This is a genomic window from Pseudomonas cannabina (genome assembly GCF_900100365.1).
Taxonomy (GTDB): Bacteria; Pseudomonadota; Gammaproteobacteria; order Pseudomonadales; family Pseudomonadaceae; genus Aquipseudomonas; species Aquipseudomonas cannabina.
In genome coordinates this window covers 5,422,791-5,443,495 of sequence record NZ_FNKU01000001.1, presented here as the reverse complement: position 1 = coordinate 5,443,495, position 20,705 = coordinate 5,422,791, and the positions used below count along the sequence as shown (strand labels likewise).

The window sequence follows — 20,705 nt, the reverse complement described above, 5'->3', positions numbered from 1 at the left end:
GGCAGTGGAAACCTCGAAAACGGCGTAAAAACAGTCTGTTAGGGCGCTTTAGCAGCAATGGAAGCTAGCCGGCCCGGCATTATTCTCAACGCACCGGCTTGCGCACATTAACGGTGGAAGAACCTGTGGATAACAGGTGCAAGGCTCGCGTATCCGCTGGATATACCGCTGTCGACGGCTGCTGTACGTTTTTTGCTCAGAACAATGAGCCATAATCGGCGCACTGATCGGCCTGTCTGCCCCGAACTGGTGCTGAACCGGCTACATTTGGAGGCCGAGATTCGCAAAAAATCCTGATCAGCGCCTGATTCAGTGCAGCCCGCGTGAATCCTGACTCCTTGGTCAGGATTTTGCTTTTTGCACAGGCAGAACCACTTCTGTCTCAGAGCCTTTCATGCCAAACCACGCGATACCTGCGCGCCTCCAGTTGCGCCATATCACCAAGCAGTATCCTGGCTGCCTGGCCAACGATGCGGTCGACCTGACGATCCAGCCCGGCGAGATTCACGCCTTGCTGGGCGAGAACGGCGCGGGCAAAAGTACGCTGATGAAAATCATCTACGGCGTTACCCAGCCGGATGCCGGGTCGATCATCTGGCAGGGCCAGGCGCAGGTCATGCGCAACCCGGCCCAGGCACGCAGCCTGGGCATCGGCATGGTATTCCAGCATTTTTCCCTGTTCGAAACCTTGAGTGTCGCGCAGAACATCGCCTTGGCGATGGGCGCGGCGGCGGGCACACCGAAACAACTCGAACCGCGCATTCGTGAAGTATCGCAGCGCTATGGCATGGCTGTGGAGCCTCAGCGTCTGGTCCACAGCCTGTCGATTGGCGAGCGGCAGAAAGTCGAAATCATCCGCTGCCTGATGCAAGACATTCGCCTGCTGATCCTCGATGAACCCACCTCGGTACTCACGCCCCAAGAGGCCGAAGAGCTGTTCGTCACCCTCCGGCACCTGGCCGAAGAAGGCTGCAGCATCCTGTTCATCAGCCACAAGCTGGGCGAAGTGCGGGCTTTGTGTCACAGCGCGACCGTGCTGCGCAACGGCAAAGTCTCCGGGCACTGCATTCCGGCCGAGTGCTCCGACCTGGCATTGGCGCGGATGATGGTCGGCGATGCCGAGGGCCTGACCGCACACTATGCGAAAGCCAGCGGCAACGATGCGTTTCTGCGCGTTGACCGGCTGTCTTGGCACAACCCCGATCCGTTCGGTTGCTCGCTGAAAAATCTGAGCCTGGACGTACGCAGCGGCGAAATCGTCGGTATCGCAGGCGTGGCGGGCAACGGCCAGGATGAATTGCTTGCGCTGCTGAGCGGTGAACAAACGCTGACGCACGCGCAGGCGGCAACCCTGCGTTTCGCAGACACGCCGGTCGGCCATTTGCGGCCTGATGCCCGGCGCAAACGCGGCCTGGCGTTTGTCCCGGCCGAGCGCCTCGGGCACGGCGCCGTACCGGAATTGAGCCTGGCCGACAACGCCTTGCTCACCGCCTTCCAGCAAGGGCTGGTGAGCAACGGCCTGATTCAGCGTGGCAAGGTGCGCGCGCTGGCCGACGAAATCATTCGCCGCTTTGCGGTCAAGACGCCCGATGCGCAGGCCCCGGCGCGCAGCCTGTCGGGCGGCAACCTGCAGAAATTCATTCTGGGTCGGGAAATCCTGCAAAAGCCGAAACTGCTGATCGCCGCGCACCCGACCTGGGGCGTGGATGTCGGTGCCGCCGCAGCGATTCACCGCGCGCTGATCACTTTGCGTGATGCGGGCGCAGCGATTCTGGTGATTTCCGAAGATCTGGACGAATTGTTCCAGATCAGCGACCGACTTGCTGCCCTCAGCGGCGGCCAGCTTTCCGAGCTAATCCCCACCGAACAAACCAGCACCGTGCAGATCGGCGGCTGGATGGCGGGCCAGTTCGATCATTCTCAAACCCAGGCACACACGCCTGGTTAACGGAGCAAAACATGCTGCTTTCTCTGGAACCGCGCGGCCAGCAATCGCGCGCCATGTTGTGGTGCTCCCCGTTACTGGCCGCCGTGCTGACACTGGTCTGCGGCTCGCTGCTGTTCATCGGCCTGGGCCTTGACCCATGGGTGACGTTGCACACGCTGTTGATCGCACCGGTCAGCGACCTGTAAGGCCTTTCGGAACTGATGGTCAAAACCTTGCCGATCCTGCTCTGCGCACTGGGGTTGGCGGTTGCGTATCAGGCGCGCATCTGGAACATCGGCGCTGAGGGCCAGTTGCTGCTCGGCGCGCTGGCGGGCAGTGCCGTGGCGGTGAACATCATCGAGATGGAAAGTCGCTGGGCGCTGGTCATGGTGCTGCTGGCCGGAACCCTGGCGGGCGCGGCGTGGGCGGGCGTGACGGCATGGCTGCGCACTCACTTCAACGCCAACGAAATCCTCACCAGCATCATGCTCAACTACATCGCGCTGAACCTGCTGCTGTACTTCGTGCATGGCCCGCTCAAGGACCCGGCAGGCATGAACTTCCCGGAATCCGCGACCTTCGGCGACGCCAGCCGTCTGCCGCTGTTGATGGAAGATGGCCGCGCGCACATCGGGGTGTATTTCGCCCTATTCGCGCTGGTCGCGGTCTGGGTGTTGCTGCAACGCAGCTTCATCGGCTTCCAGATCAAAGTGCTGGGGCTGGACAAGCGTGCAGCCGGGTTCGTCGGCTTTCGTGAAAAACAACTGGTGTGGCTGGCGCTGCTGATCAGCGGCGGGCTGGCCGGGCTGGCAGGCGTCTCGGAAGTCACCGGACCCATTGGTCAGTTGGTACCGCAGGTTTCGCCGGGGTATGGCTATGCGGCGATTACCGTGGCTTTTCTTGGCCGCCTGAATCCGATCGGCATTCTGTTCTCCAGCCTGTTGATCGCCCTGCTTTATCTGGGCGGAGAAAGCGCGCAAATGACCTTGAACCTGCCCCTCGCAATCACTCAGTTGTTTCAGGGCATGATGCTGTTTTTCCTGCTCGCCTGTGACGTGCTGATTCTCTACCGCCCAAGCTTGAAACAACGCTGGGCCAAGCGCCAGATGACACCCGTCACAGGAGCCGCATGATGGACATCGACCTGCTGAGCAAAATTTTCTACGCCATGGTGCGTTGCGGCACGCCGTTGCTGCTGGTCGCGCTGGGCGAACTGATCTGCGAGAAGAGCGGCGTCATCAACCTGGGTCAGGAAGGCATGATGCTATTTGGTGCGGTGATCGGTTTCATCATCGCGCTGAGCACCGGCAACCTCTGGCTGGGCGTGTTGCTGGCCATGTTGGCGGGCATGCTGCTGTCGGCGCTATTTGCCGTGGTGGCACTGGTGTTCAATGCCAATCAGGTGGCGACCGGCCTGGCATTGACTATTTTCGGTGTCGGCCTGTCCAGCTTTGTCGGCGCGGCCTGGGTCGGCAAGCCGCTCAGCGGTTTCGAGCCGGTGGCGATTCCGTTTCTCAGCGATATCCCGCTGATCGGTCGCATGCTGTTTGCTCAGGATTTGCTGGTCTACCTGTCGTTTGCGCTGTTCGCGCTGGTGGCCTGGGCGCTGCTGAAAAGCCGCGTCGGGCTGATTATCCAGGCCGTCGGCGAAAACCCCGACGCCGCCAGCGCCATGGGCTTGCCGGTGTTGCGGGTGCGGACGCTGGCGGTGCTGTTCGGCGGCGCGATGGCCGGTCTGGCCGGTGCTTACCTGTCGCTGGCCTACACGCCGATGTGGGCCGAAAACATGAGCGCCGGACGCGGCTGGATTGCCATGGCACTGGTGGTGTTTGCCAGCTGGCGTGTCTGGCGCCTGCTGCTCGGCGCCTACCTGTTCGGCCTCGCCAGCATCCTGCATCTGGTCGCGCAGGGCATCGGCCTGGCGATCCCGTCCAACCTGCTGGCGATGCTGCCTTATGTGGCCACCATCATCGTCCTCGTCCTGCTCTCCCGCGACGCCCTGCGCACCCGGCTGTATGCGCCGGTTTCACTGGGGCAGCCGTGGCGGGCGGGGCATTGAGGGGCGGGTCTGGAAGGTGACGAGCGTGCCAATGCTCGGCATCAGGCATCTGCCTTGAACGTTTCTGGCTGATAGAGATTCCAACACTGCATAGGCAGGAGTACGCTGCAAGGTCGAAACGTTCGAGAGATCTTGCTGGCGCTGCCATGGAATCTGTCTCTCAATCTGCCAAGGAATCATTCATGACCACTACCCAGAAAACCGCCCTCATTATCGGTGCCTCGCGTGGCTTGGGGCTCGGGCTGGTTCAGCGCTTGACTGAGCAAGGCTGGAAAGTCACCGCGACTGTGCGTGATCCGCAAAACGCCGAAAACCTGAGAAAGGTTAAAGACGTACGCATCGAAGCCGTCGACCTCGACGAAACCGCTTCGCTGGAAGTGCTGGTCCAGAAGCTGCGCGGCGAAGTGTTCGATGTGCTGTTCGTCAATGCCGGGATCTCGGGTGCAGAGCATCAAAGCGCCGCGAAGTCGACAGCGGCCGAACTGGGCCAATTGTTCCTGACCAACGCGGTCGCGCCGATCCGGCTGGCCGAGCGCTTTGTCGCGCAGGTCCGTCCACAAACCGGTGTCATCGCGTTCATGAGTTCGTGGCTGGGCAGCGTCACCTGCCCGGATGGCGCGAATCTGGCGCTGTACAAGGCCAGCAAGGCTGCACTCAATTCGATGACCAACACCTTCGTCACCGAACTGGGTGAAAACCGTCCGACCGTGCTGTCGATGCATCCGGGCTGGGTCAAGACCGACATGGGCGGTGAAAATGCAGCCATCGACGTATTGACCAGCACCACCGGGCTTGTAGAACAACTCAATGCCTATGCTGGCAAAGGCGGGCATCACTTCATCGACTATCAGGGCAAGACGATTGCCTGGTAACAGGCGGCTCAACTAAAATCGTCGTCCTTCGCCGGGGCGCACAAAACCCCGGCAACCCTGGATCAGCAGACAGGGCATCACTGAGCTGGCTAACCCTGAACCCTTTCAGAGGAGCCGGCCCATGCCTGCGATCCGTATCTGGTTGAAAAACCCTCTTGCTGTATTCACCGCCAATGACCTGGACGCCCGCGGCGGTCTGGTGATCGAAGGTGGCGTCATCACTGAAGTGCTGGCCGCAGGGCAACAACCGTCAGCGCCCTGCGCCCAGACGTTCGATGCTTACGAGCATGTGCTGTTGCCGGGGTTGATCAACACCCATCACCACTTCTATCAAACCCTGACACGCGCCTGGGCACCGGTGGTCAACCAGCCGCTGTTCCCGTGGCTCAAGACGCTGTACCAGGTGTGGGCGCGTCTCACGCCGGAAAAGCTCGCCGTCGCCAGCAAAGTGGCGCTGGCGGAACTGCTGCTGTCGGGCTGCACGACGGCTGCCGACCATCACTATCTGTTTCCGGACGGGCTGGAACACGCTATTGATGTGCAGGTGCAGAGTGTGCGCGAACTCGGCATGCGCACGATGCTGACACGCGGTTCCATGAGCCTGGGCGAAGCAGACGGTGGCTTGCCGCCGCAACAGACCGTGCAACAGGGCGAGGTGATTCTGGCCGACAGTCAGCGCCTGATCGAGACTTACCATGAACGCGGCGACGGCGCGCAGATCCAGATCGCTCTGGCACCCTGCTCGCCGTTTTCGGTAACACCACAGATCATGGCCGAGAGCGCCGCGATGGCGGAAAAGCTGGATGTACGCCTGCACACGCACTTGGCCGAAACCCTCGATGAAGAGGACTTTTGCCTGCAACGCTTCGGCCTGCGCACCGTGGATTATCTGGACAGCGTCGGCTGGCTCGGGCCGCGCACCTGGCTGGCCCACGGCATCCATTTCAACCCCGATGAAATCGCTCGCCTTGGCGCAGCGGGCACCGGCGTCTGCCACTGCCCTAGCTCGAACATGCGCCTGGCGTCCGGCATTTGCCCGACGCTGGACCTGATCGCTGCGGGCGCGCCGCTGGGGCTTGGGGTCGACGGCTCGGCGTCTAACGATGCATCGAACATGATCCTCGAAGCCCGCCAGGCGCTGTACCTGCAACGCTTGCGTTACGGGGCCGAGAAGATCACCCCGGAACGCGTGCTCGGCTGGGCGACCAAGGGTTCGGCACAGCTATTGGGCCGGACGGATATCGGAGAACTGGCGGTCGGCAAACAGGCAGATCTGGCATTGTTCAAGCTGGACGAACTGCGTTTTTCCGGCAGCCACGATCCGTTGTCGGCACTGTTGCTGTGCGGCGCGGACCGCGCGGACCGGGTGATGATTGCCGGGCAGTGGCGAGTGATCGACGGGCAGGTCGAAGGGCTGGATATCAGGCAACTGATCGCCGATCACCGGCAGGCAGCGCGGGAGTTGATTCAGGGTTGAGCGTGCGGAGCGATAATCTCACTGTCGTGCCCATGCACCGCGCTCATTGTTATACACAAGTCCTGACTAGTCCGAAAAAACGGGGTTAAAGAACCGCATTAGAAGGCTAGACATAGACCTTTGTGGGAGTGAGCTTGCTCACGAAGGCGGTGGTTCAAACACTCCATTTCCGGGGACTGCACTGGCCTCTTCGCGAGCAAGCGAAGCGTCGCCCGGCTCGCTCCCACGAGATGTGTATATAACGATGAGCTTCCAGAACTTCACCTGAAGCCCTAAAGCCCCAGACACGACAGCATGATGAACGTCGCGAACAGCACAAAGTGGGTCATGCCCTCGATGGCGTTGGTTTCGCCGTCGTTGAGGTTGATGGCAGACACCAGCAGGGTGATGAAGATCATCACGGTCTGTACCGGGGTCATGGCCATCTGGAACGGCTGTCCGCTGTAAAGCGCCATCGCTTCCATGACCGGAACGGTGAGAATCACGGTGGACAGCGAGGCCCCCAGCGCGATGTTGACCACCGACTGCATGCGGTTGGCAAGTGCTGCGCGCAAGGCGGTGAGGATCTCCGGCGCGGCGGAAATGGCGGCAACCAGAATGGCCGTCATGACCGGCGGCGCGCCTGTGCCTTCCAGGCCGAGGTCGACGGTTTTGGACATCACTTCAGCCAGTGCACCGATGACCACAACGCCTGTCACCAATGTCGCGATGGAGCGAGTCAGATTGACCGGTTCATGCTCTTCGGCCTGGCCCTGGCGCTTCTTCTTTTCCGGGTAGCTGTAGCTGAAAAAGTAACTGTGCGGGCCGACCTGCATGCGCAGGAACAACGTGTAAAGCAGCACCATCGCGCCAATGGTAAACGCCGAATAGATCTTCCAGTCGCCCTCGGGAATGAACTCGGGCACGACCATGGAAACGCCCATTGCGGTGAGAATCATCACGCTGTAGGTGCGCGCCGAATCGTCGTTATACGACTGCTCGCCGTGCTTGATCCCGCCCATCAACGCGGCCAGCCCCAGAATGCCGTTGATGTCGAGCATCACCGCCGAGTAAATCGTATCGCGCACCAATGTCGGCGATGGCTCGTTGCTCATCATGATCGCCAGAATCACCACCTCGACCAGCACCGCTGACAGCGTGAGGATCATGGTGCCGTAGGGGTCACCAACTTTTTCCGCGAGCATCTCGGCGTGATGGGCAACGCGCATCGACGCGCAGACGATGAAGCCGACCAGCGCGAGCCCGGACACCAACGCAACGACCTGGCCATTGCCCAGCAGCACGTGCTCCAGTGGATAGGCGACGAACATGGCGATGATCGCCAGCAGCAGAAACTTTTCTTGCTTGAGCAATGCGCCCATTTTTTATTCCCCAAACCTTGCGACATCGCCGCGGATGTACATGAAGGTGGCCAACAGTGAAGCGTCTCAGAGTAGCGTGTGTGTCAAAAGGTTTCATAAAATAACCCGAATGAGAATTGCACCCACACGTAAATGACTTTTGATCCCGTCGCCACGATGTGAAATAGTGCCCGCCGTTTTCGTCGTGGCCTTGATGGCGCGTCTGTTTTTCACGATTCTGCTTCTGTTAGAAAGGACATTTGCCATGCGTGCTTCTCGACTTCCGCATCTGGTGGCTTGCGGCCTGCTGAGCCTGCTGGCAAGCACTGCCCAGGCGGCACCCATCGATCTTGATGACGGCCAGCACAAGGTCCATCTGCCAGACACCCCCAAGCGCGTGGTGGTACTGGAGTTTTCGTTTCTCGACGGGCTGGCTTCGGTCGGCGTGACGCCGGTCGGTGCCGCAGACGATGGCGATGCCAATCGCGTGCTGCCAAAAGTGCGCAAGGCGGTAGGCGAATGGCAGTCGGTCGGGCTGCGCTCGCAACCCAGTATCGAAGTGATCGCGCGACTCAAGCCGGACCTGATCATCGCCGACCTCGGTCGTCATCTGGCGCTGTACAACGATCTGGCCAGCCTCGCGCCGACCCTGATGCTGCCCTCGCGTGGCGAAGACTATGAAGGCAGCCTGAAATCCGCCGAGCTGATCGGCGTGGCGCTGGGCAAGGGGCCGCAAATGCAGGCCCGTATCGCAGAAAACAGACAGCACCTGAAAACCGTCGCCGCGCAGATTCCGGCCAACACCAGGGTGCTGTTCGGTGTGGCCCGCGAAGACAGCTTCTCGGTGCATGGTCCGCACTCTTATGCAGTCAGCGTGTTGCAAGCGATTGGCTTGCAGGTGCCGGAAGTGCGTAAAGAAGCGGCACCCACCGAGTTTGTCAGCCTGGAGCAACTGCTGGCGCTGGACCCCGCCTGGCTGCTGGTCGGTCATTATCGTCGTCCGAGCATTGTAGACAGCTGGAGCAAGCAGCCGCTGTGGCAGGTGCTCGGCGCCGTGCGCAATAAACAGGTGGCTGAAGTCGATGGCGACAGCTGGGCACGCAATCGCGGGATCATGGCGTCCGAGCAGATTGCCGACGATGCGCTTGCCGTGCTCAAGGGCGGCAAGGCCGTGCTGAACCCGTAAATGCGCCGCTGGCTGATGGCAGGCGTGATCACCGTGACCTGCCTGGGATTGTTCTGGGTGTCGCTGTTCGCCCTGTCGTCGTTCAGTATTCGGCAGGTCGACGCCTGGAACGGGCTGTTCACTCAAGGCCGCGAAGGCGGCAACATTGCCTATATCGTCGCGCAACTGCGGGTGCCGCGCGCCCTGTGCGCCGCGCTGGTCGGCGCGTGTCTCGGGGTCGCCGGGGCGTTGATGCAAGGCATCACCCGTAATCGTCTGGCCTCTCCGTCCCTGTTCGGCGTTACTGCTGGAGCAGCGTTGGGGCTGGCACTGTTTTCCACCGGTCTGATCGCCCTGCCCTTCCCCGGTGGCGCGCTGCTGATGACTTGCCTCGGCGGCGCGCTGGCGTGGATTACCGTGTTCAGCCTTGGCGGCGCATGGTCGCCCGCCACCGCGCAAGGGCGTCTGGTGCTGGCAGGCGTTGCGGTCGCGGCACTTTGCGCGGCATTGACCCGCCTCACGGTCATTCTCGTCGAAGCCCAGGCGCAAAGCGTCCTCAACTGGCTGGCCGGTTCACTGGCCAATGTCGGTGCCGAACAATTGCAACTGCTCTGGCCTTGTACGCTGATCGGTCTGGTGCTGGCGATTGCCTACGCGCCGCGCCTGAACCTGATCAACCTCGGTGAAGATGCAGCTCGCTCGCTGGGCGTGCGCATCGGCGCGCTGCGGCTGCTGGTGTTCGTGGTCAGCCTGCTGCTGGTCGGGGCCAGCGTGTGTGCGGTCGGGCAGATTGGCTTTGTCGGCCTGATCGCACCGAACATCGCCCGCCAATGGCTGGGCAACGACTACCGCTGGCTGATCCCGATCAGTGCCGGGCTGGGCGCTGCCATCGTGCTGGCTTCTGACCTGATCAGCCGCGCCGTGGCGTTTCCGGTCGAAACGCCGGCCGGGGTAGTGACCGCCTTGATCGGCGCGCCGTTCTTCCTGATTCTGGCGAGGCGCGCGCTATGAACCAGCCCCGCGCACGCCTGTCCTTGCTGATCATGCTGCTCGCGCTGGCCCTGCTGCTGAGCCTCAGCGCCGGTACGGTCTGGCTGACGCCCGGCGCGGTGCTCGATCACCTGATTGCCCACGACAGCAAGGACTTCGAAGTGTGGAATCATCGCCTGCCACGCGGGCTGATCGCGATCATGACCGGCTGCGCGCTTGGTCTGGCGGGCGCCATCGTGCAAGGTGTGATTCGCAACCCGCTGGCCTCGCCGGAAATTCTGGGCGTGACCCAGGGCGCAGGGCTGGCGCTGACCATCGCCATCATCGGCCTGCCGCACTTGCCGGTGGCAGCGCTGCCGTTCGTGGCCTGCCTGGGCGGCGCGGCGGGCGCACTGCTGCTGGCGCTGTACAACACCGGCGTGCAGTTTTCCGGGGTCCGCTTCGCGCTGTCCGGGGTGGCGATTGCGGTCACGCTCTCGAGCATCACTGAATTCCTGATCCTGGCCAATCCGCTGGACATCAACACCGCCCTGCTGGCGCTGACCGGCAGTTTGTGGAGCCGCAACTGGCACCACGTGTTGCTGGCCACGCCGCTTCTGCTGTTGATCCCGCTCAGCCTGCTGCTGGCCAAGCCACTGAACCTGATCGGCCTTGGCGATGAGGCCGCGCAGAGCCTGGGCACCGGCCTGAAACGTACTCGCTGGCTGGCGATGGGCAGCGCCGTGCTGCTGACCAGTCTTGGCGTCGGTATCATCGGACCGGTGAGTTTTGTCGGTCTGGTCGCGCCACACATGGCTCGTCGGCTGGTGGGCGGTCATCATCAATACCTGTTGCCCGCGTCGATGGTGCTGGGCGCCTTGCTGCTGGTGCTGGCCGATACCCTGGGCCGCACGCTGATCGCCCCCAGCGAAATTCCGGCCGGGATTCTCACCGCGGTGATCGGCGCTCCTTATTTTCTCTGGCTGCTGGCCCGATTCAAAGGTTGATCCCATGAGCATTCTGAAGGCGCAGCACCTCGACATCGGCTACGGCGCAACCCGCATCGTGCAGGACCTGTCGTTCAGCCCGCCAGCAGGACAGGTCACGGCGCTGATCGGCCCCAACGGCTGCGGCAAGTCCACGCTGCTCAAAGCCTTTGCGCGCATCCTCACCCCGCAATCGGGCAGCCTGAGCCTGGATGGCAAAGCCTACAGTCAGTTGTCTGCCCGGGAACTGGCCTGCAAGGTGGCGTTTCTGCCGCAAGTGCTGCCGATACCCGAAGGCGTCAGCGTGCGCCAACTGGTCGCTTACGGCCGCAGCCCGCACAACAGTTTGTGGGGGCATTTGAGCGGGGCCGATCAGCGCAGTGTCGATCAGGCCATGCAGCGCATGGAGCTGGACACGCTGGCCGAACGTCCGCTGTCCGACCTGTCCGGCGGGCAGCGCCAGCGCGCATGGCTGGCGATGATCCTCGCCCAGGACGCGGCTATTGTTTTGCTCGATGAACCGACCACCTACCTGGACATCAGCCATCAGGTCGAGCTGCTGGACCTGATGCGTGAGCTTAGCGCCGAAGGCAAAACGGTGATTACCGTGCTGCACGATATCAATCAGGCCTGCCGCTATGCCGACCATCTGGCGGTGATGCAGGGCGGACATCTGGTGACCTGCGGCGCACCGGGCGACGTGTTGACCGCCGAGCTGGTCTGCCAGGTCTTCGATGTGCAAGTGCAGATCATGCGCGAACCCGTGGCCGGCACGCCGATGTGCATCGTCGAACGCAGCACCCGCTGCACCAGTTAGCGGCGCTGCCGCCCGCACCTGCACCGTTGCGCTGCACTTCGCGTTATACACAGCGCTGCTCTTGATTCTGGCCGAAGGCCGTGGGACCGACCGGGGCGGCGATCCGCATTGTTCGCGAAAAGGCTGGCATATCCTCCGAAAATACATTGTCTGAACCAAAGTCTTCGCGAACAAGTTCGCTCCTACGGCCTCCGGCCAGAATCAAGAGCAGCACTGTGTAGGAGCGGACTTGTCCGCGAAGACCATAGTTCAGACGATTCATTTTCGGGAAATATGTCGCCTTTTTTGCGGACAAGTCCGCTCCCACGCCTTTTGCGCAGAATCAAAAACGCGATGGCGGGATAGTTGTCCTGTTGGTCAGTTATTTGCATTGCTGGAGTATGCCCTCCAACAAGACCGCAAGGAGCTAGACCCCGATGCACCTGACCAACCCACGTCGTCCCCTGAAAAAACTGCTGTGTGCCATGGCCGCTGTCGTTGGCATCGGCTCCAGCCTGCTCGCCTCGGCAGCCGATCCGCTGAAGGTCGGCTTCGTCTACATCGGCCCTATCGGCGACCACGGCTGGACCTATCAGCATGAGCAGGGTCGCCAGGCGATGGTCAAGGCGCTGGGTGACAAGGTCATCAGCAGCTACGTGGAAAACGTGCCGGAGGGCGCGGACGCCGAACGGGTGATCCGCAACATGGCCAAAGGCGGCTATGACCTGATCTTCAGCACCTCCTTCGGCTACATGAACCCGACCCTGAAAGTGGCCAGGCAATTTCCGAAAGTGAAGTTCGAGCACGCGACCGGCTACAAGCAGGACAAGAACATGGGCACTTACCTGGCCCGCACCTACGAAGGCCGCTACGTCAGCGGTTACATCGCGGCGAAGATGACCAAAACCAAGAAGATCGGTTACGTCGCTTCGTTCCCGATCCCGGAAGTACTGCGCGATATCGACGCCATCCAGCTGGCACTGAACAAATACAACCCGGGCACCGAGATCAAAGTGGTGTGGGTCAACTCATGGTTCGATCCGGGCAAGGAAGCCGACGCCGCCAACGCGCTGATCGATCAGGGCGTCGACGTGGTCTTCCAGCACACCGACAGCCCGGCGCCGATCCAGACCGCCGAGCGTCGTGGCGTGTATGCCGTGGGCTATGCTTCAGACATGGCGCACTTTGGTCCGAAAGCGGTGCTGGCTTCGATCGTCAACAACTGGGGCCCGCATTACATTCAGGCCGCCGAGGGCGCCATCGCAGGCACCTGGAAGCCTCAGGATTACTGGGGTGGGCTGAAAGAAGGCACAGTCGAATTGCCGATCAGCGATGTAGTACCTGCCGACGTGAAAGCCGAAGCGCAGAAAATCATCGCCAGCATCGAAAGCGGAGAATTCCACCCGTTCACCGGCCCGATCAAGGACCAGAACGGCACAGTCAAGATTGCTGACGGCGTGGTCGCGACCAACGCCGAGCTGGCGTCGATGAACTACTACGTCGAAGGCATCAAGGCCGAGCTGCCTAAATAAGCGCTTGGCGTTTTGTGCCCGCTCAGGCGGGCACGATCAATGCGACCGAACATCACCTGCTTTTCAGGACCGTTAATGGACCAGCTTCCCATCATCGACATCAGCCCGCTTTACGGCACAGACACTCAGGCCTGGCAGGCGGTCGCCACGCAGATCGACAGTGCCTGCCGGGAATGGGGCTTTTTTTACATCAAAGGCCACCCGATCACTGCCGAACGCATCGAGCAGGTGCAAGCCGCCGCCAAGGACTTCTTCGCCCGCGATGCCGCCGAAAAGCTGCGCATCGACATCACGCAAAGCACGCACCATCGCGGCTATGGCGCCATCGCCACCGAGCAACTGGACCCCAGCCTGCCGAGCGACCTGAAAGAAACCTTCGACATGGGCCTGCATCTGGATGCCGGTCATCCCGACGTGCTGGCCGGCAAACCGTTACGCGGCCCCAATCGGCACCCGGATATTCCTGGCTGGGAGGACCTGATGGAGCAGCATTACCTGGACATGCAGGCACTGGCGCAAACCCTGCTGCGCGCCATGACCCTGGCATTGGGCATCGAGCGCGACTTTTTCGATCAGCGCTTCAAGGACCCGGTCAGCGTGCTGCGCATGATTCACTACCCGCCGCGCCACACGGCGACTTCAAGCGAGCAACAGGGCGCAGGCGCGCACACCGATTATGGCTGCATCACGTTGTTGTATCAGGACACAGCCTGCGGGCTGCAGGTTCGCGACGTGCGCGGCGAGTGGATCGACGCGCCGCCCATCGACGGCACCTTCGTGGTCAACCTCGGCGACATGATGGCGCGCTGGAGCAATGACCGTTACCTGTCCAAGCCGCACCGGGTCATCAGCCCGCTGGGCGTCGATCGCTATTCGATGCCGTTCTTCGCCGAGCCGCATCCCGACACGCGCATCGAGTGCCTGCCCGGCTGCCAGAGCGAAACTCATCCGGCCCGCTATCCTGTCACGACCTGCGCCGAGTTTCTGCTGTCACGCTTCGCCGACACCTACGCGTACCGTCGTGAACAGGAGGCAAGTTGAACGCTCGGTCAGGTTTTACCCTGCGCAGTGACGTGCATCTGTAGAATGCACGCGATCTGCACCTGATGAGAAAAAAATATGTACGACTGGTTGAACGCCCTGCCCAAGGCAGAACTGCACTTGCACCTCGAAGGCTCGCTGGAACCGGAGCTGCTGTTCGCCCTGGCCGAACGCAATAAAATTGCCTTGCCGTGGAATGACGTCGACGCGCTGCGCAAGGCTTACGCCTTCAACAATTTGCAGGAGTTCCTCGACCTGTATTACCGCGGCGCAGACGTGTTACGCACCGAGCAGGACTTCTACGACCTAACTTGGGCGTACTTGCTGCGCTGCAAGGAACAGAACGTTATCCACACCGAACCGTTCTTCGATCCGCAAACCCACACTGACCGTGGCATTGCGTTTGAAGTGGTGCTGGCGGGGATTACCGGCGCGCTGAAAGAAGGCAAATCGAAGCTGGGCGTCGACAGCGGTCTGATCCTGAGTTTCCTGCGCCACTTGTCCCAGGAAGAAGCCGAAAAGACCCTCGACCAGGCGCTGCCGTTTCGCGATGCGTTCGTCGCCGTCGGCCTCGACAGTTCCGAAATGGGCCACCCGCCGAGCAAGTTTCAGCGTGTGTTCGACCGGGCGCGCAACGAAGGTTTCCTGACCGTGGCGCATGCTGGCGAAGAGGGCCCGCCGGAATACATCTGGGAAGCACTGGACCTGCTGAAGATCCAGCGTATCGACCATGGCGTGCGCGCCATCGAAGACGAGCGGCTGATGCAGCGCATCATCGACGAACAGATCCCGCTGACCGTCTGCCCGTTGTCCAACACTAAGCTGTGCGTGTTCGACGACATGGCCCGGCACAACATCCTCGACATGCTCGAACGTGGCGTGAAAGTCACCGTGAACTCGGACGACCCGGCCTACTTCGGCGGCTACGTGACCGAGAACTTCCATGCGCTGTATACGCACTTGGGCATGACCCAGGACCAGGCCGCCCGCCTGGCGCAAAATAGTCTGGACGCACGACTGATCAAGCCCTGAGGCGACCGCGCTGGAGCCGGGATTATCGTTCCTCCAGCGTGGGAATACAGTTCGCGACGCTCTGCGTCGCAGGCATGTGCAGCGTCTTCAAGACAGGACGCTGAGCGTCCAGAACGGCATGCCGACGCAGAGCATCGGCCCGATGTCAGAAGACGCTTCAGCCTTGTCCCACAGGCTCCATTCACGCCGCCGCTGCTATCTTGCTGATTTCCCGCTGCCCGTTCGATGAGACCTGCAAGGTGCAGGACTCTTCGGTAGCGCGCAGCCAGCCCATCTGGATGAACAACTGCAACAGTCCTGCGCCCAGTGCGCCGCCCAGGTGCGGGCTGAATTCGCTCCATTTCGGGCAGGCGCAGACCGTTTCACGTTTGCGCTGGGCCAGCGCCGGTATGTAAATGCCCCGTTCGGCAAATCGGGCCACGCCCTTGCTGGTCACCTCGATTCGTTGCTCTTGCTGCTCGATCCAGCCCGCCCCCAACAGGCGTTGGTAGAGTTCGGCGGCCATTTCGCCACCCAGATGATCGGAACAGACCCTTGCACGACGCAACGGCAATGGCGGGATGGACTGGGCGACACGGCGGCTGATCTGATCCGCACTGGCTATCGACGCACTGGCCAACGCTTCGATGGCAGCGCCCACTTCCGGCGCAGCCAGGCGGAAAAAACGCTTACGCCCGCGTACTTCCTGCTTCAACAGACCGCCACTGGTCAGACGCGCAAGATGGGCGCCTGCCGAGGAGGTAGAGAGCCCTGCCAGAATGGCCAGTTCATCGGCAGAGCGAGCGGTGCCGTCCATCAAGGCCCATATCATTGAGCTACGCTTGGGATCGGCCAGCAATGCCGCAATCTGGCTGATGCAAGGTGCATATTCCATGTGTCCACTCCCTGTTGAAACATTCATCCGCCGCGACGACTTAATGACAGCAATGACGCCGAGATAAAGTTGAACGCGGCTTCAACCTGAAATGACAAGTATAAACTCTCTGCCCTTCGGCCAAATCGGGTAAAACACTATTCGTACCCACTGTTGTCGCGCAAGCCGGTGCAAAACAGTTGAAGGTTTTCATGCCCCGCGCAGTTGAAAAGCCTGGTATTTGATGACGGAACAGCTCTATTAAAGGCCTTTTGGTCATGCCCCAAAGCTTCGTTGGAAAAGACAAGTACAACACCTATGACAAAAATGCCAAAAGCGCTCAACAACAGTCAGTGCCCACTTCGTTCCGCCACAAGAAACTTGCACTTTTGAAATGCATTTAAATACTCTATTTTCCGAAGTTTCCGTAGGCTGTTTCTCTCTGAGGCGTACCGACTAAAACAAACCAACAGGCGACTGCCCTACAGCATGTTGCTTACAGCGCGACCTGAGCATATCCAGTAACAGATTGACCGGCTTGCTGAGTTGCGCACGATGCGCGCACAACACGTTCAGCGGTGCGCGCTCGCCCTGCAAATCCGCCATCAACACCTTGAGGCGCCCGGCCCGCACATCAGCCGCGACATCCAGCCATGACTTGTAGGCCACGCCCTCACCTGCCACCGCCCAGCGACGCACGACGTCGGCGTCATCACTGAAACGGTTGCCGCTGACGGTCAGACTGATCTCGCGCTTGCCGTCATGAAATGTCCAACGGTCGTGCACCCGATCGCCGAGCATGAACAACAGACAATTATGCTGCGCCAGTTGCTCCACCTGCTGCGGTTCACCGTGCCGTTGCAAGTAACTCGGCGCTGCGCACAACACGCGCCGGTTGTCGGGCAGCACCGGCAACGCGACCAGGCTGGAATCGTCGGGCTCGCCGTAGCGCAGCGCGACATCCACCGGCTGGCGAAACAGGTCCGCGATACGGTCGCCCAGCAACAGCCGCACGGTCAGGTGCGGGTGTTGTTCCTGAAACGCGTCCAGCCACGGCAACAGCAGGTTGCGCCCCATTTCCGAAGGCGCCGAGAGTTGCAGCACGCCTTCGCAGCGATCCTGACTGCTGGCGAGCAAACGTCGTCCTTCTTCCAGGCTGCCAAGCGCGGCGCGCGCGTATTCCAGGAAGCCTTCCCCTTCGGCGGTCAGACGCAGGCTGCGGGTCGAACGGGCCAGCAAGCGCGCGCCCAATTGCTGCTCGATGCGCTTGAGTGCCGCGCTGGCGACTGCTGCCGACAGGTCCATGACCCGCGCGGCGGCAGACAGACTGCCCAGATCGGCAGCGCGCACGAACAATTGCAAATCATCAAAACGCAGCATCAAACCCTCGGATTATCAAAATAAAATTGAAAGAGACTGCCGTTTTAACGGGTTTTATCTTTACTGGAAATAGCCAATGATCCCTTCATCACTTTCTCTATGGAGGCCCCTGTCATGAAAGCCATTGCGTACTATCAGTCCCTGCCGATCAGCAACGCTCAATCATTGCAAGACATCGAGCTGCCAGAACCGGTCGCCGGCGCGCGCGACCTGCTGGTCGAGGTGAAAGCCATCTCGGTCAACCCGGTGGATACCAAGATTCGTCAGAACGTCCAGCCCGAAGACGGCGCGGCCAAGGTACTGGGCTGGGATGTGGCCGGTGTGGTTAAGGCCGTCGGCAGCCAGGTCACGCTGTTCAAGCCGGGCGACCAGGTCTTTTACGCCGGCTCACTGACTCGGCCGGGCGCCAACAGCGAACTGCACGTGGTCGATGAGCGCATCGTCGGTCACATGCCCAAAACCCTGAGCTTCGCTCACGCGGCAGCATTGCCGTTGACGGCAATCACGGCCTGGGAGTTGCTGTTCGAGCGTCTGGAAGTGGCTCAGCAGAAGGGCGAAGGCTCGCAAAGCCTGTTGATCGTGGGCGCGGCGGGTGGCGTCGGTTCGATCCTGACCCAATTGGCGCGGCAGCTGACTTCATTGAAAGTCATCGGCACTGCTTCTCGCCCGGAAACAGAACGCTGGGTTCGCGAGTTGGGCGCACACGAAGTGCTGGACCACAGCAAACCGTTAAGTGAAGAGTTGAAGCGCGTTGGCCTGCATCAGGTGACCCATGTGGCCAGCCTGACGCAGACCGAACAGCATCTGGATCAACTGGTCGAGGCGCTCAAACCGCAAGGCAAGCTGGGGCTGATCGATGACCCCAAAGCGCTGGATGTGTCGAAGCTCAAGCGCAAAAGCCTCTCGCTGCACTGGGAGTTCATGTACACCCGGTCGATGTTCGACACCGAAGACATGATCGAACAGCACAACCTGCTCAATCGAGTGGCCGAACTGATCGATGCCGGCACGCTGAAAACCACGTTCGGTGAACACTTCGGTCGCATCAACGCCGAGAACCTGCGTCGCGCTCATGCGTTGCTGGAAAGCGGCAAGGCCAAAGGCAAGGTTGTGCTTGAAGGCTTCTGATGCGCTACGGTTGTGTCGGTGCATCACTCACCGACACAACCTGCGCAGTTGATCAGGCAGTCTGGGCCTGACCATCCCGCTGGCCTTGCGCACGGCGTGTCAGTACCGAAATACCCACTGTCAGCACGCCGCACAGGCTGATGACCAGCGCCATCGGGGTGGCAGTGCCGTCATGCAGCACGCCCACCAGACTCGCAGCAACGGCGGCAACGCTGAATTGCAGGCAACCCAGCAACGCCGACGCACTGCCCGCCCGCGCCCACTGGCCGTTCATGGCACAGGCTGACGCATTGGGAATGATGCAACCCAGGCTCGCCACGCAGATGAACAGCGGCACCAGTAACGGCCAGAGCGCTTCGGTGCGCAGGAACGTGACGGCCAGCAAAACCAGCGCCGCCGTCAGGTAGATCCAGACCGTGCGCGACAGCAGAAACGCCGGACCGGTCTTGCGCAGAATCCGCGCGTTGATCTGCGCAACCAGAATGAAGCCCGCCGCATTCATCCCGAACAGCCAGCCGTAATGCTCGGCCGGCACGCCGTACAGTTTGATGAAGACAAACGGCGACCCGGCGACATAAGCGAACATCCCGGCCATGGCAATGCCGCCTGTCAGCGCGTGACCAATGAACACGCCATCCTTGAACAGGTTGGCGTACTGCCGAAACGCGCCGCTCAACGGTTGACGCGGCGTGCTGGCAGGCATGCTTTCCGGCAGACCCAATGCGACCGCCGTCAGGCAGGCCCCGCTGAACACGGCGAGGCTGGCGAAGATCGATTGCCAGCCGAAGGTGCTGACCAGCACACCGCCCAGCATGGGGGCTAGAATCGGCGCCAGGCCCATGACCAGCATCAGTTGCGAAAAGACCTTGGCCGACTCGACCGCGTTGCATTTGTCGCTGACAATCGCCCGCGACAGCACCATTCCGGCGCAGCCTCCCAGCGCCTGAACGAAGCGCGCAGCGATCAGCCATTCGAGACTCGGCGCAAACGCGCAGGCCACCGACGCCAGCATGAACAGCGTGACGCCGACCAGCATCGGCATGCGCCGACCGAACCGGTCAGCCACCGGACCGTAGGCCAGTTGCCCCAGGGAAAGCCCCAGAAAATAAGCCGCCAGGGTCAGCTGAATATGTTTTTCATCGGTCCCGAAGTACGAGGCCATGGCCGGAAAGCCAGGAAGATAGAAGTCGATGGCCAGAGGGCCGAAGGCGCTCAATGAGCCAAGGATAAGGATGGTTCGTAGATTCATCGGGTGTCCATTACCGGGTGCAGATCAACGGGGTAGTTTAACGGCTTACCTTGCAGAGAACGACGAAAGGGAGAATTAATTCAAAATTTTTCAGCATGATGATTGATACAAAGACGGAGAGATCGACTGATCTCCCCTTTTCAAATCACGCCAATCGCGCCTGATAACCCTCTTCGCTGATAAGCCCGATAATCTGTTCCGGCGCCAGGCTGCTTTGCACCTTCACCTGCTTGCTGGCCAGTTCGACCTGCACCTCGGCGTCCGCATCTGCATGCTTGATCGCCTCGGTCACGACGCGAACACAGTGCCCGCAGGTCATGCCTTGCACATTGAATAACTGCATGGGGTCTCTCCCTTGATGATGGATGAATGCATCTTCAACCTTGTCATCGTGGCAAGGTCAAGTTTCTGCTGTTCCTGCCGGGCTGGTATTCGGGGTCATCGTAGGCCAAGCTGATCCCACGCTCTATCGTCATCGACGTTTATCTCAGGAGTATCAGCGATGCGCTGGTCAGCAGTAAGCCTCTTCAGCATTCTCGGTTTCTTGGCTATCGCCCCCGCCACGCAGGCGGCTCAGGATTACGGCATCCTGGTCATCTCCCGAGAGCGTCTGGAAGTGGCGACCTCGTGCGAGATCGGCATCTACGTTCAGAACCGTCTGGCCGGAAGACTTTTTCAGGAAGATTCGGTGTCATTCAACCTGCCGCCCGGCGAAGTGTCTGTGCGCCTGACCACCCTGCGCGGCAACGTCGGAGGCTGTGAGGGCGGCATGGAAGCGCAGCGCAGCACCAAAATCCAGCTGCACGCCGGGGACATCCTCAAATACCGCATCGCCACCGACCTGAACGGGCTGTACCTCAAGAAAGCCGACCTCAATTATTGAATCGCGCTTGACCTTG

18 protein-coding genes and 1 pseudogene are annotated in these 20,705 nt (G+C 61.0%); 14 read left to right on the top strand and 5 right to left on the bottom strand.

The annotated features are described in order from the left end of the window. The first annotated feature begins 394 nt into the window (after positions 1 to 394). The 5 genes and pseudogenes from BLT55_RS25595 to BLT55_RS25575 all read left to right on the top strand — a co-directional run bounded on the left by BLT55_RS25595 (position 395) and on the right by BLT55_RS25575 (position 6,335). Positions 395 to 1,948, top strand: a complete 1,554-nt coding sequence (locus tag BLT55_RS25595; protein ID WP_054999907.1) for an ABC transporter ATP-binding protein — start codon at positions 395 to 397, stop codon at positions 1,946 to 1,948. Positions 1,949 to 1,959: 11 nt separating this feature from the next. Continuing rightward, positions 1,960 to 3,060, top strand: a pseudogene (locus BLT55_RS25590) (ABC transporter permease). Continuing rightward, complete coding sequence (locus BLT55_RS25585) at positions 3,060 to 3,986, top strand: ABC transporter permease (protein ID WP_054999906.1); 927 nt, start codon at positions 3,060 to 3,062, stop codon at positions 3,984 to 3,986. The pseudogene BLT55_RS25590 and the gene BLT55_RS25585 overlap by 1 nt, the downstream one beginning before the upstream one ends. A 182-nt stretch (positions 3,987 to 4,168) precedes the next feature. Beyond that, complete coding sequence (locus tag BLT55_RS25580) at positions 4,169 to 4,858, top strand: SDR family oxidoreductase (protein ID WP_054084303.1); 690 nt, start codon at positions 4,169 to 4,171, stop codon at positions 4,856 to 4,858. Between the two features lie 121 nt (positions 4,859 to 4,979). Then, positions 4,980 to 6,335 (top strand): 8-oxoguanine deaminase, encoded by a 1,356-nt coding sequence (locus tag BLT55_RS25575; protein WP_054999905.1) that lies wholly within the window; start codon positions 4,980 to 4,982, stop codon positions 6,333 to 6,335. 272 nt (positions 6,336 to 6,607) lie between these two features. Here the strand turns inward: BLT55_RS25575 and BLT55_RS25570 are convergent, their stop codons facing one another. Next, a complete protein-coding gene (locus tag BLT55_RS25570) occupies positions 6,608 to 7,696 on the bottom strand; it encodes a calcium:cation antiporter (protein WP_007250806.1) in 1,089 nt (362 codons plus the stop codon). A gap of 244 nt (positions 7,697 to 7,940) precedes the next feature. On the opposite strand from BLT55_RS25570, the gene BLT55_RS25565 reads away from it, so the two are divergent. The 7 genes from BLT55_RS25565 to BLT55_RS25535 all read left to right on the top strand — a co-directional run bounded on the left by BLT55_RS25565 (position 7,941) and on the right by BLT55_RS25535 (position 15,196). Next, complete coding sequence (locus BLT55_RS25565; protein WP_054999912.1) at positions 7,941 to 8,861, top strand: Fe(3+) dicitrate ABC transporter substrate-binding protein FecB; 921 nt, start codon at positions 7,941 to 7,943, stop codon at positions 8,859 to 8,861. Beyond that, a complete protein-coding gene (fecC, locus tag BLT55_RS25560) occupies positions 8,862 to 9,851 on the top strand; it encodes an iron-dicitrate ABC transporter permease FecC (RefSeq protein WP_054999904.1) in 990 nt (329 codons plus the stop codon). Beyond that, a complete protein-coding gene (locus tag BLT55_RS25555) occupies positions 9,848 to 10,816 on the top strand; it encodes a FecCD family ABC transporter permease (protein WP_054999903.1) in 969 nt (322 codons plus the stop codon). Before fecC ends, BLT55_RS25555 begins: the two co-directional genes overlap by 4 nt. 4 nt (positions 10,817 to 10,820) lie before the next feature. Then, complete coding sequence (fecE, locus tag BLT55_RS25550; RefSeq protein ID WP_054999902.1) at positions 10,821 to 11,612, top strand: Fe(3+) dicitrate ABC transporter ATP-binding protein FecE; 792 nt, start codon at positions 10,821 to 10,823, stop codon at positions 11,610 to 11,612. Between the two features lie 416 nt (positions 11,613 to 12,028). Then, positions 12,029 to 13,123, top strand: coding sequence for a BMP family ABC transporter substrate-binding protein (locus BLT55_RS25545; RefSeq protein WP_054999901.1), 1,095 nt, complete (start codon positions 12,029 to 12,031; stop codon positions 13,121 to 13,123). 75 nt (positions 13,124 to 13,198) lie between these two features. Beyond that, positions 13,199 to 14,164, top strand: coding sequence for a 2-oxoglutarate and iron-dependent oxygenase domain-containing protein (locus BLT55_RS25540; protein WP_054999900.1), 966 nt, complete (start codon positions 13,199 to 13,201; stop codon positions 14,162 to 14,164). 78 nt (positions 14,165 to 14,242) lie between these two features. Beyond that, positions 14,243 to 15,196 (top strand): adenosine deaminase, encoded by a 954-nt coding sequence (locus BLT55_RS25535; protein WP_054999899.1) that lies wholly within the window; start codon positions 14,243 to 14,245, stop codon positions 15,194 to 15,196. A gap of 181 nt (positions 15,197 to 15,377) precedes the next feature. Here the strand turns inward: BLT55_RS25535 and BLT55_RS25530 are convergent, their stop codons facing one another. Both BLT55_RS25530 and BLT55_RS25525 read right to left on the bottom strand, forming a co-directional pair. Continuing rightward, a complete protein-coding gene (locus tag BLT55_RS25530; RefSeq protein ID WP_007250814.1) occupies positions 15,378 to 16,070 on the bottom strand; it encodes an ArsR/SmtB family transcription factor in 693 nt (230 codons plus the stop codon). A gap of 435 nt (positions 16,071 to 16,505) precedes the next feature. After that, positions 16,506 to 17,429, bottom strand: coding sequence for a LysR family transcriptional regulator (locus BLT55_RS25525; protein WP_054999898.1), 924 nt, complete (start codon positions 17,427 to 17,429; stop codon positions 16,506 to 16,508). Between the two features lie 114 nt (positions 17,430 to 17,543). Between BLT55_RS25525 and BLT55_RS25520 the strand changes: the two genes are divergently transcribed. Further along, entirely contained in the window at positions 17,544 to 18,557 is a 1,014-nt protein-coding gene (locus tag BLT55_RS25520) for a zinc-binding alcohol dehydrogenase family protein (RefSeq protein WP_054999897.1), read from the top strand. 52 nt (positions 18,558 to 18,609) lie between these two features. Here BLT55_RS25520 and BLT55_RS25515 read toward each other — a convergent pair whose 3' ends face one another. Beyond that, the gene (locus tag BLT55_RS25515) at positions 18,610 to 19,806 is read right to left on the bottom strand and encodes a multidrug effflux MFS transporter (protein ID WP_054999896.1); all 1,197 of its coding nucleotides are present in this window, start codon (positions 19,804 to 19,806) and stop codon (positions 18,610 to 18,612) included. Positions 19,807 to 19,951: 145 nt separating this feature from the next. Then, entirely contained in the window at positions 19,952 to 20,149 is a 198-nt protein-coding gene (locus BLT55_RS25510; protein ID WP_054999895.1) for a heavy-metal-associated domain-containing protein, read from the bottom strand. A 159-nt stretch (positions 20,150 to 20,308) separates the two neighbouring features. On the opposite strand from BLT55_RS25510, the gene BLT55_RS25505 reads away from it, so the two are divergent. After that, positions 20,309 to 20,689: a hypothetical protein gene (locus tag BLT55_RS25505; protein WP_054999894.1), complete on the top strand. Its 381-nt coding sequence runs from the start codon at positions 20,309 to 20,311 to the stop codon at positions 20,687 to 20,689. Positions 20,690 to 20,705 lie beyond the last annotated feature (16 nt).

Coding starts and splice junctions, on each gene's coding strand:
- BLT55_RS25595 (WP_054999907.1), top strand. CDS start 395: ATGCCAAACCACGCGATACCTGCGCGCCTCCAGTTGCGCCATATCACC.
- BLT55_RS25585 (WP_054999906.1), top strand. CDS start 3,060: ATGGACATCGACCTGCTGAGCAAAATTTTCTACGCCATGGTGCGTTGC.
- BLT55_RS25580 (WP_054084303.1), top strand. CDS start 4,169: ATGACCACTACCCAGAAAACCGCCCTCATTATCGGTGCCTCGCGTGGC.
- BLT55_RS25575 (WP_054999905.1), top strand. CDS start 4,980: ATGCCTGCGATCCGTATCTGGTTGAAAAACCCTCTTGCTGTATTCACC.
- BLT55_RS25570 (WP_007250806.1), bottom strand. CDS start 7,696: ATGGGCGCATTGCTCAAGCAAGAAAAGTTTCTGCTGCTGGCGATCATC.
- BLT55_RS25565 (WP_054999912.1), top strand. CDS start 7,941: ATGCGTGCTTCTCGACTTCCGCATCTGGTGGCTTGCGGCCTGCTGAGC.
- fecC (WP_054999904.1), top strand. CDS start 8,862: ATGCGCCGCTGGCTGATGGCAGGCGTGATCACCGTGACCTGCCTGGGA.
- BLT55_RS25555 (WP_054999903.1), top strand. CDS start 9,848: ATGAACCAGCCCCGCGCACGCCTGTCCTTGCTGATCATGCTGCTCGCG.
- fecE (WP_054999902.1), top strand. CDS start 10,821: ATGAGCATTCTGAAGGCGCAGCACCTCGACATCGGCTACGGCGCAACC.
- BLT55_RS25545 (WP_054999901.1), top strand. CDS start 12,029: ATGCACCTGACCAACCCACGTCGTCCCCTGAAAAAACTGCTGTGTGCC.
- BLT55_RS25540 (WP_054999900.1), top strand. CDS start 13,199: ATGGACCAGCTTCCCATCATCGACATCAGCCCGCTTTACGGCACAGAC.
- BLT55_RS25535 (WP_054999899.1), top strand. CDS start 14,243: ATGTACGACTGGTTGAACGCCCTGCCCAAGGCAGAACTGCACTTGCAC.
- BLT55_RS25530 (WP_007250814.1), bottom strand. CDS start 16,070: ATGGAATATGCACCTTGCATCAGCCAGATTGCGGCATTGCTGGCCGAT.
- BLT55_RS25525 (WP_054999898.1), bottom strand. CDS start 17,429: ATGCTGCGTTTTGATGATTTGCAATTGTTCGTGCGCGCTGCCGATCTG.
- BLT55_RS25520 (WP_054999897.1), top strand. CDS start 17,544: ATGAAAGCCATTGCGTACTATCAGTCCCTGCCGATCAGCAACGCTCAA.
- BLT55_RS25515 (WP_054999896.1), bottom strand. CDS start 19,806: ATGAATCTACGAACCATCCTTATCCTTGGCTCATTGAGCGCCTTCGGC.
- BLT55_RS25510 (WP_054999895.1), bottom strand. CDS start 20,149: ATGCAGTTATTCAATGTGCAAGGCATGACCTGCGGGCACTGTGTTCGC.
- BLT55_RS25505 (WP_054999894.1), top strand. CDS start 20,309: ATGCGCTGGTCAGCAGTAAGCCTCTTCAGCATTCTCGGTTTCTTGGCT.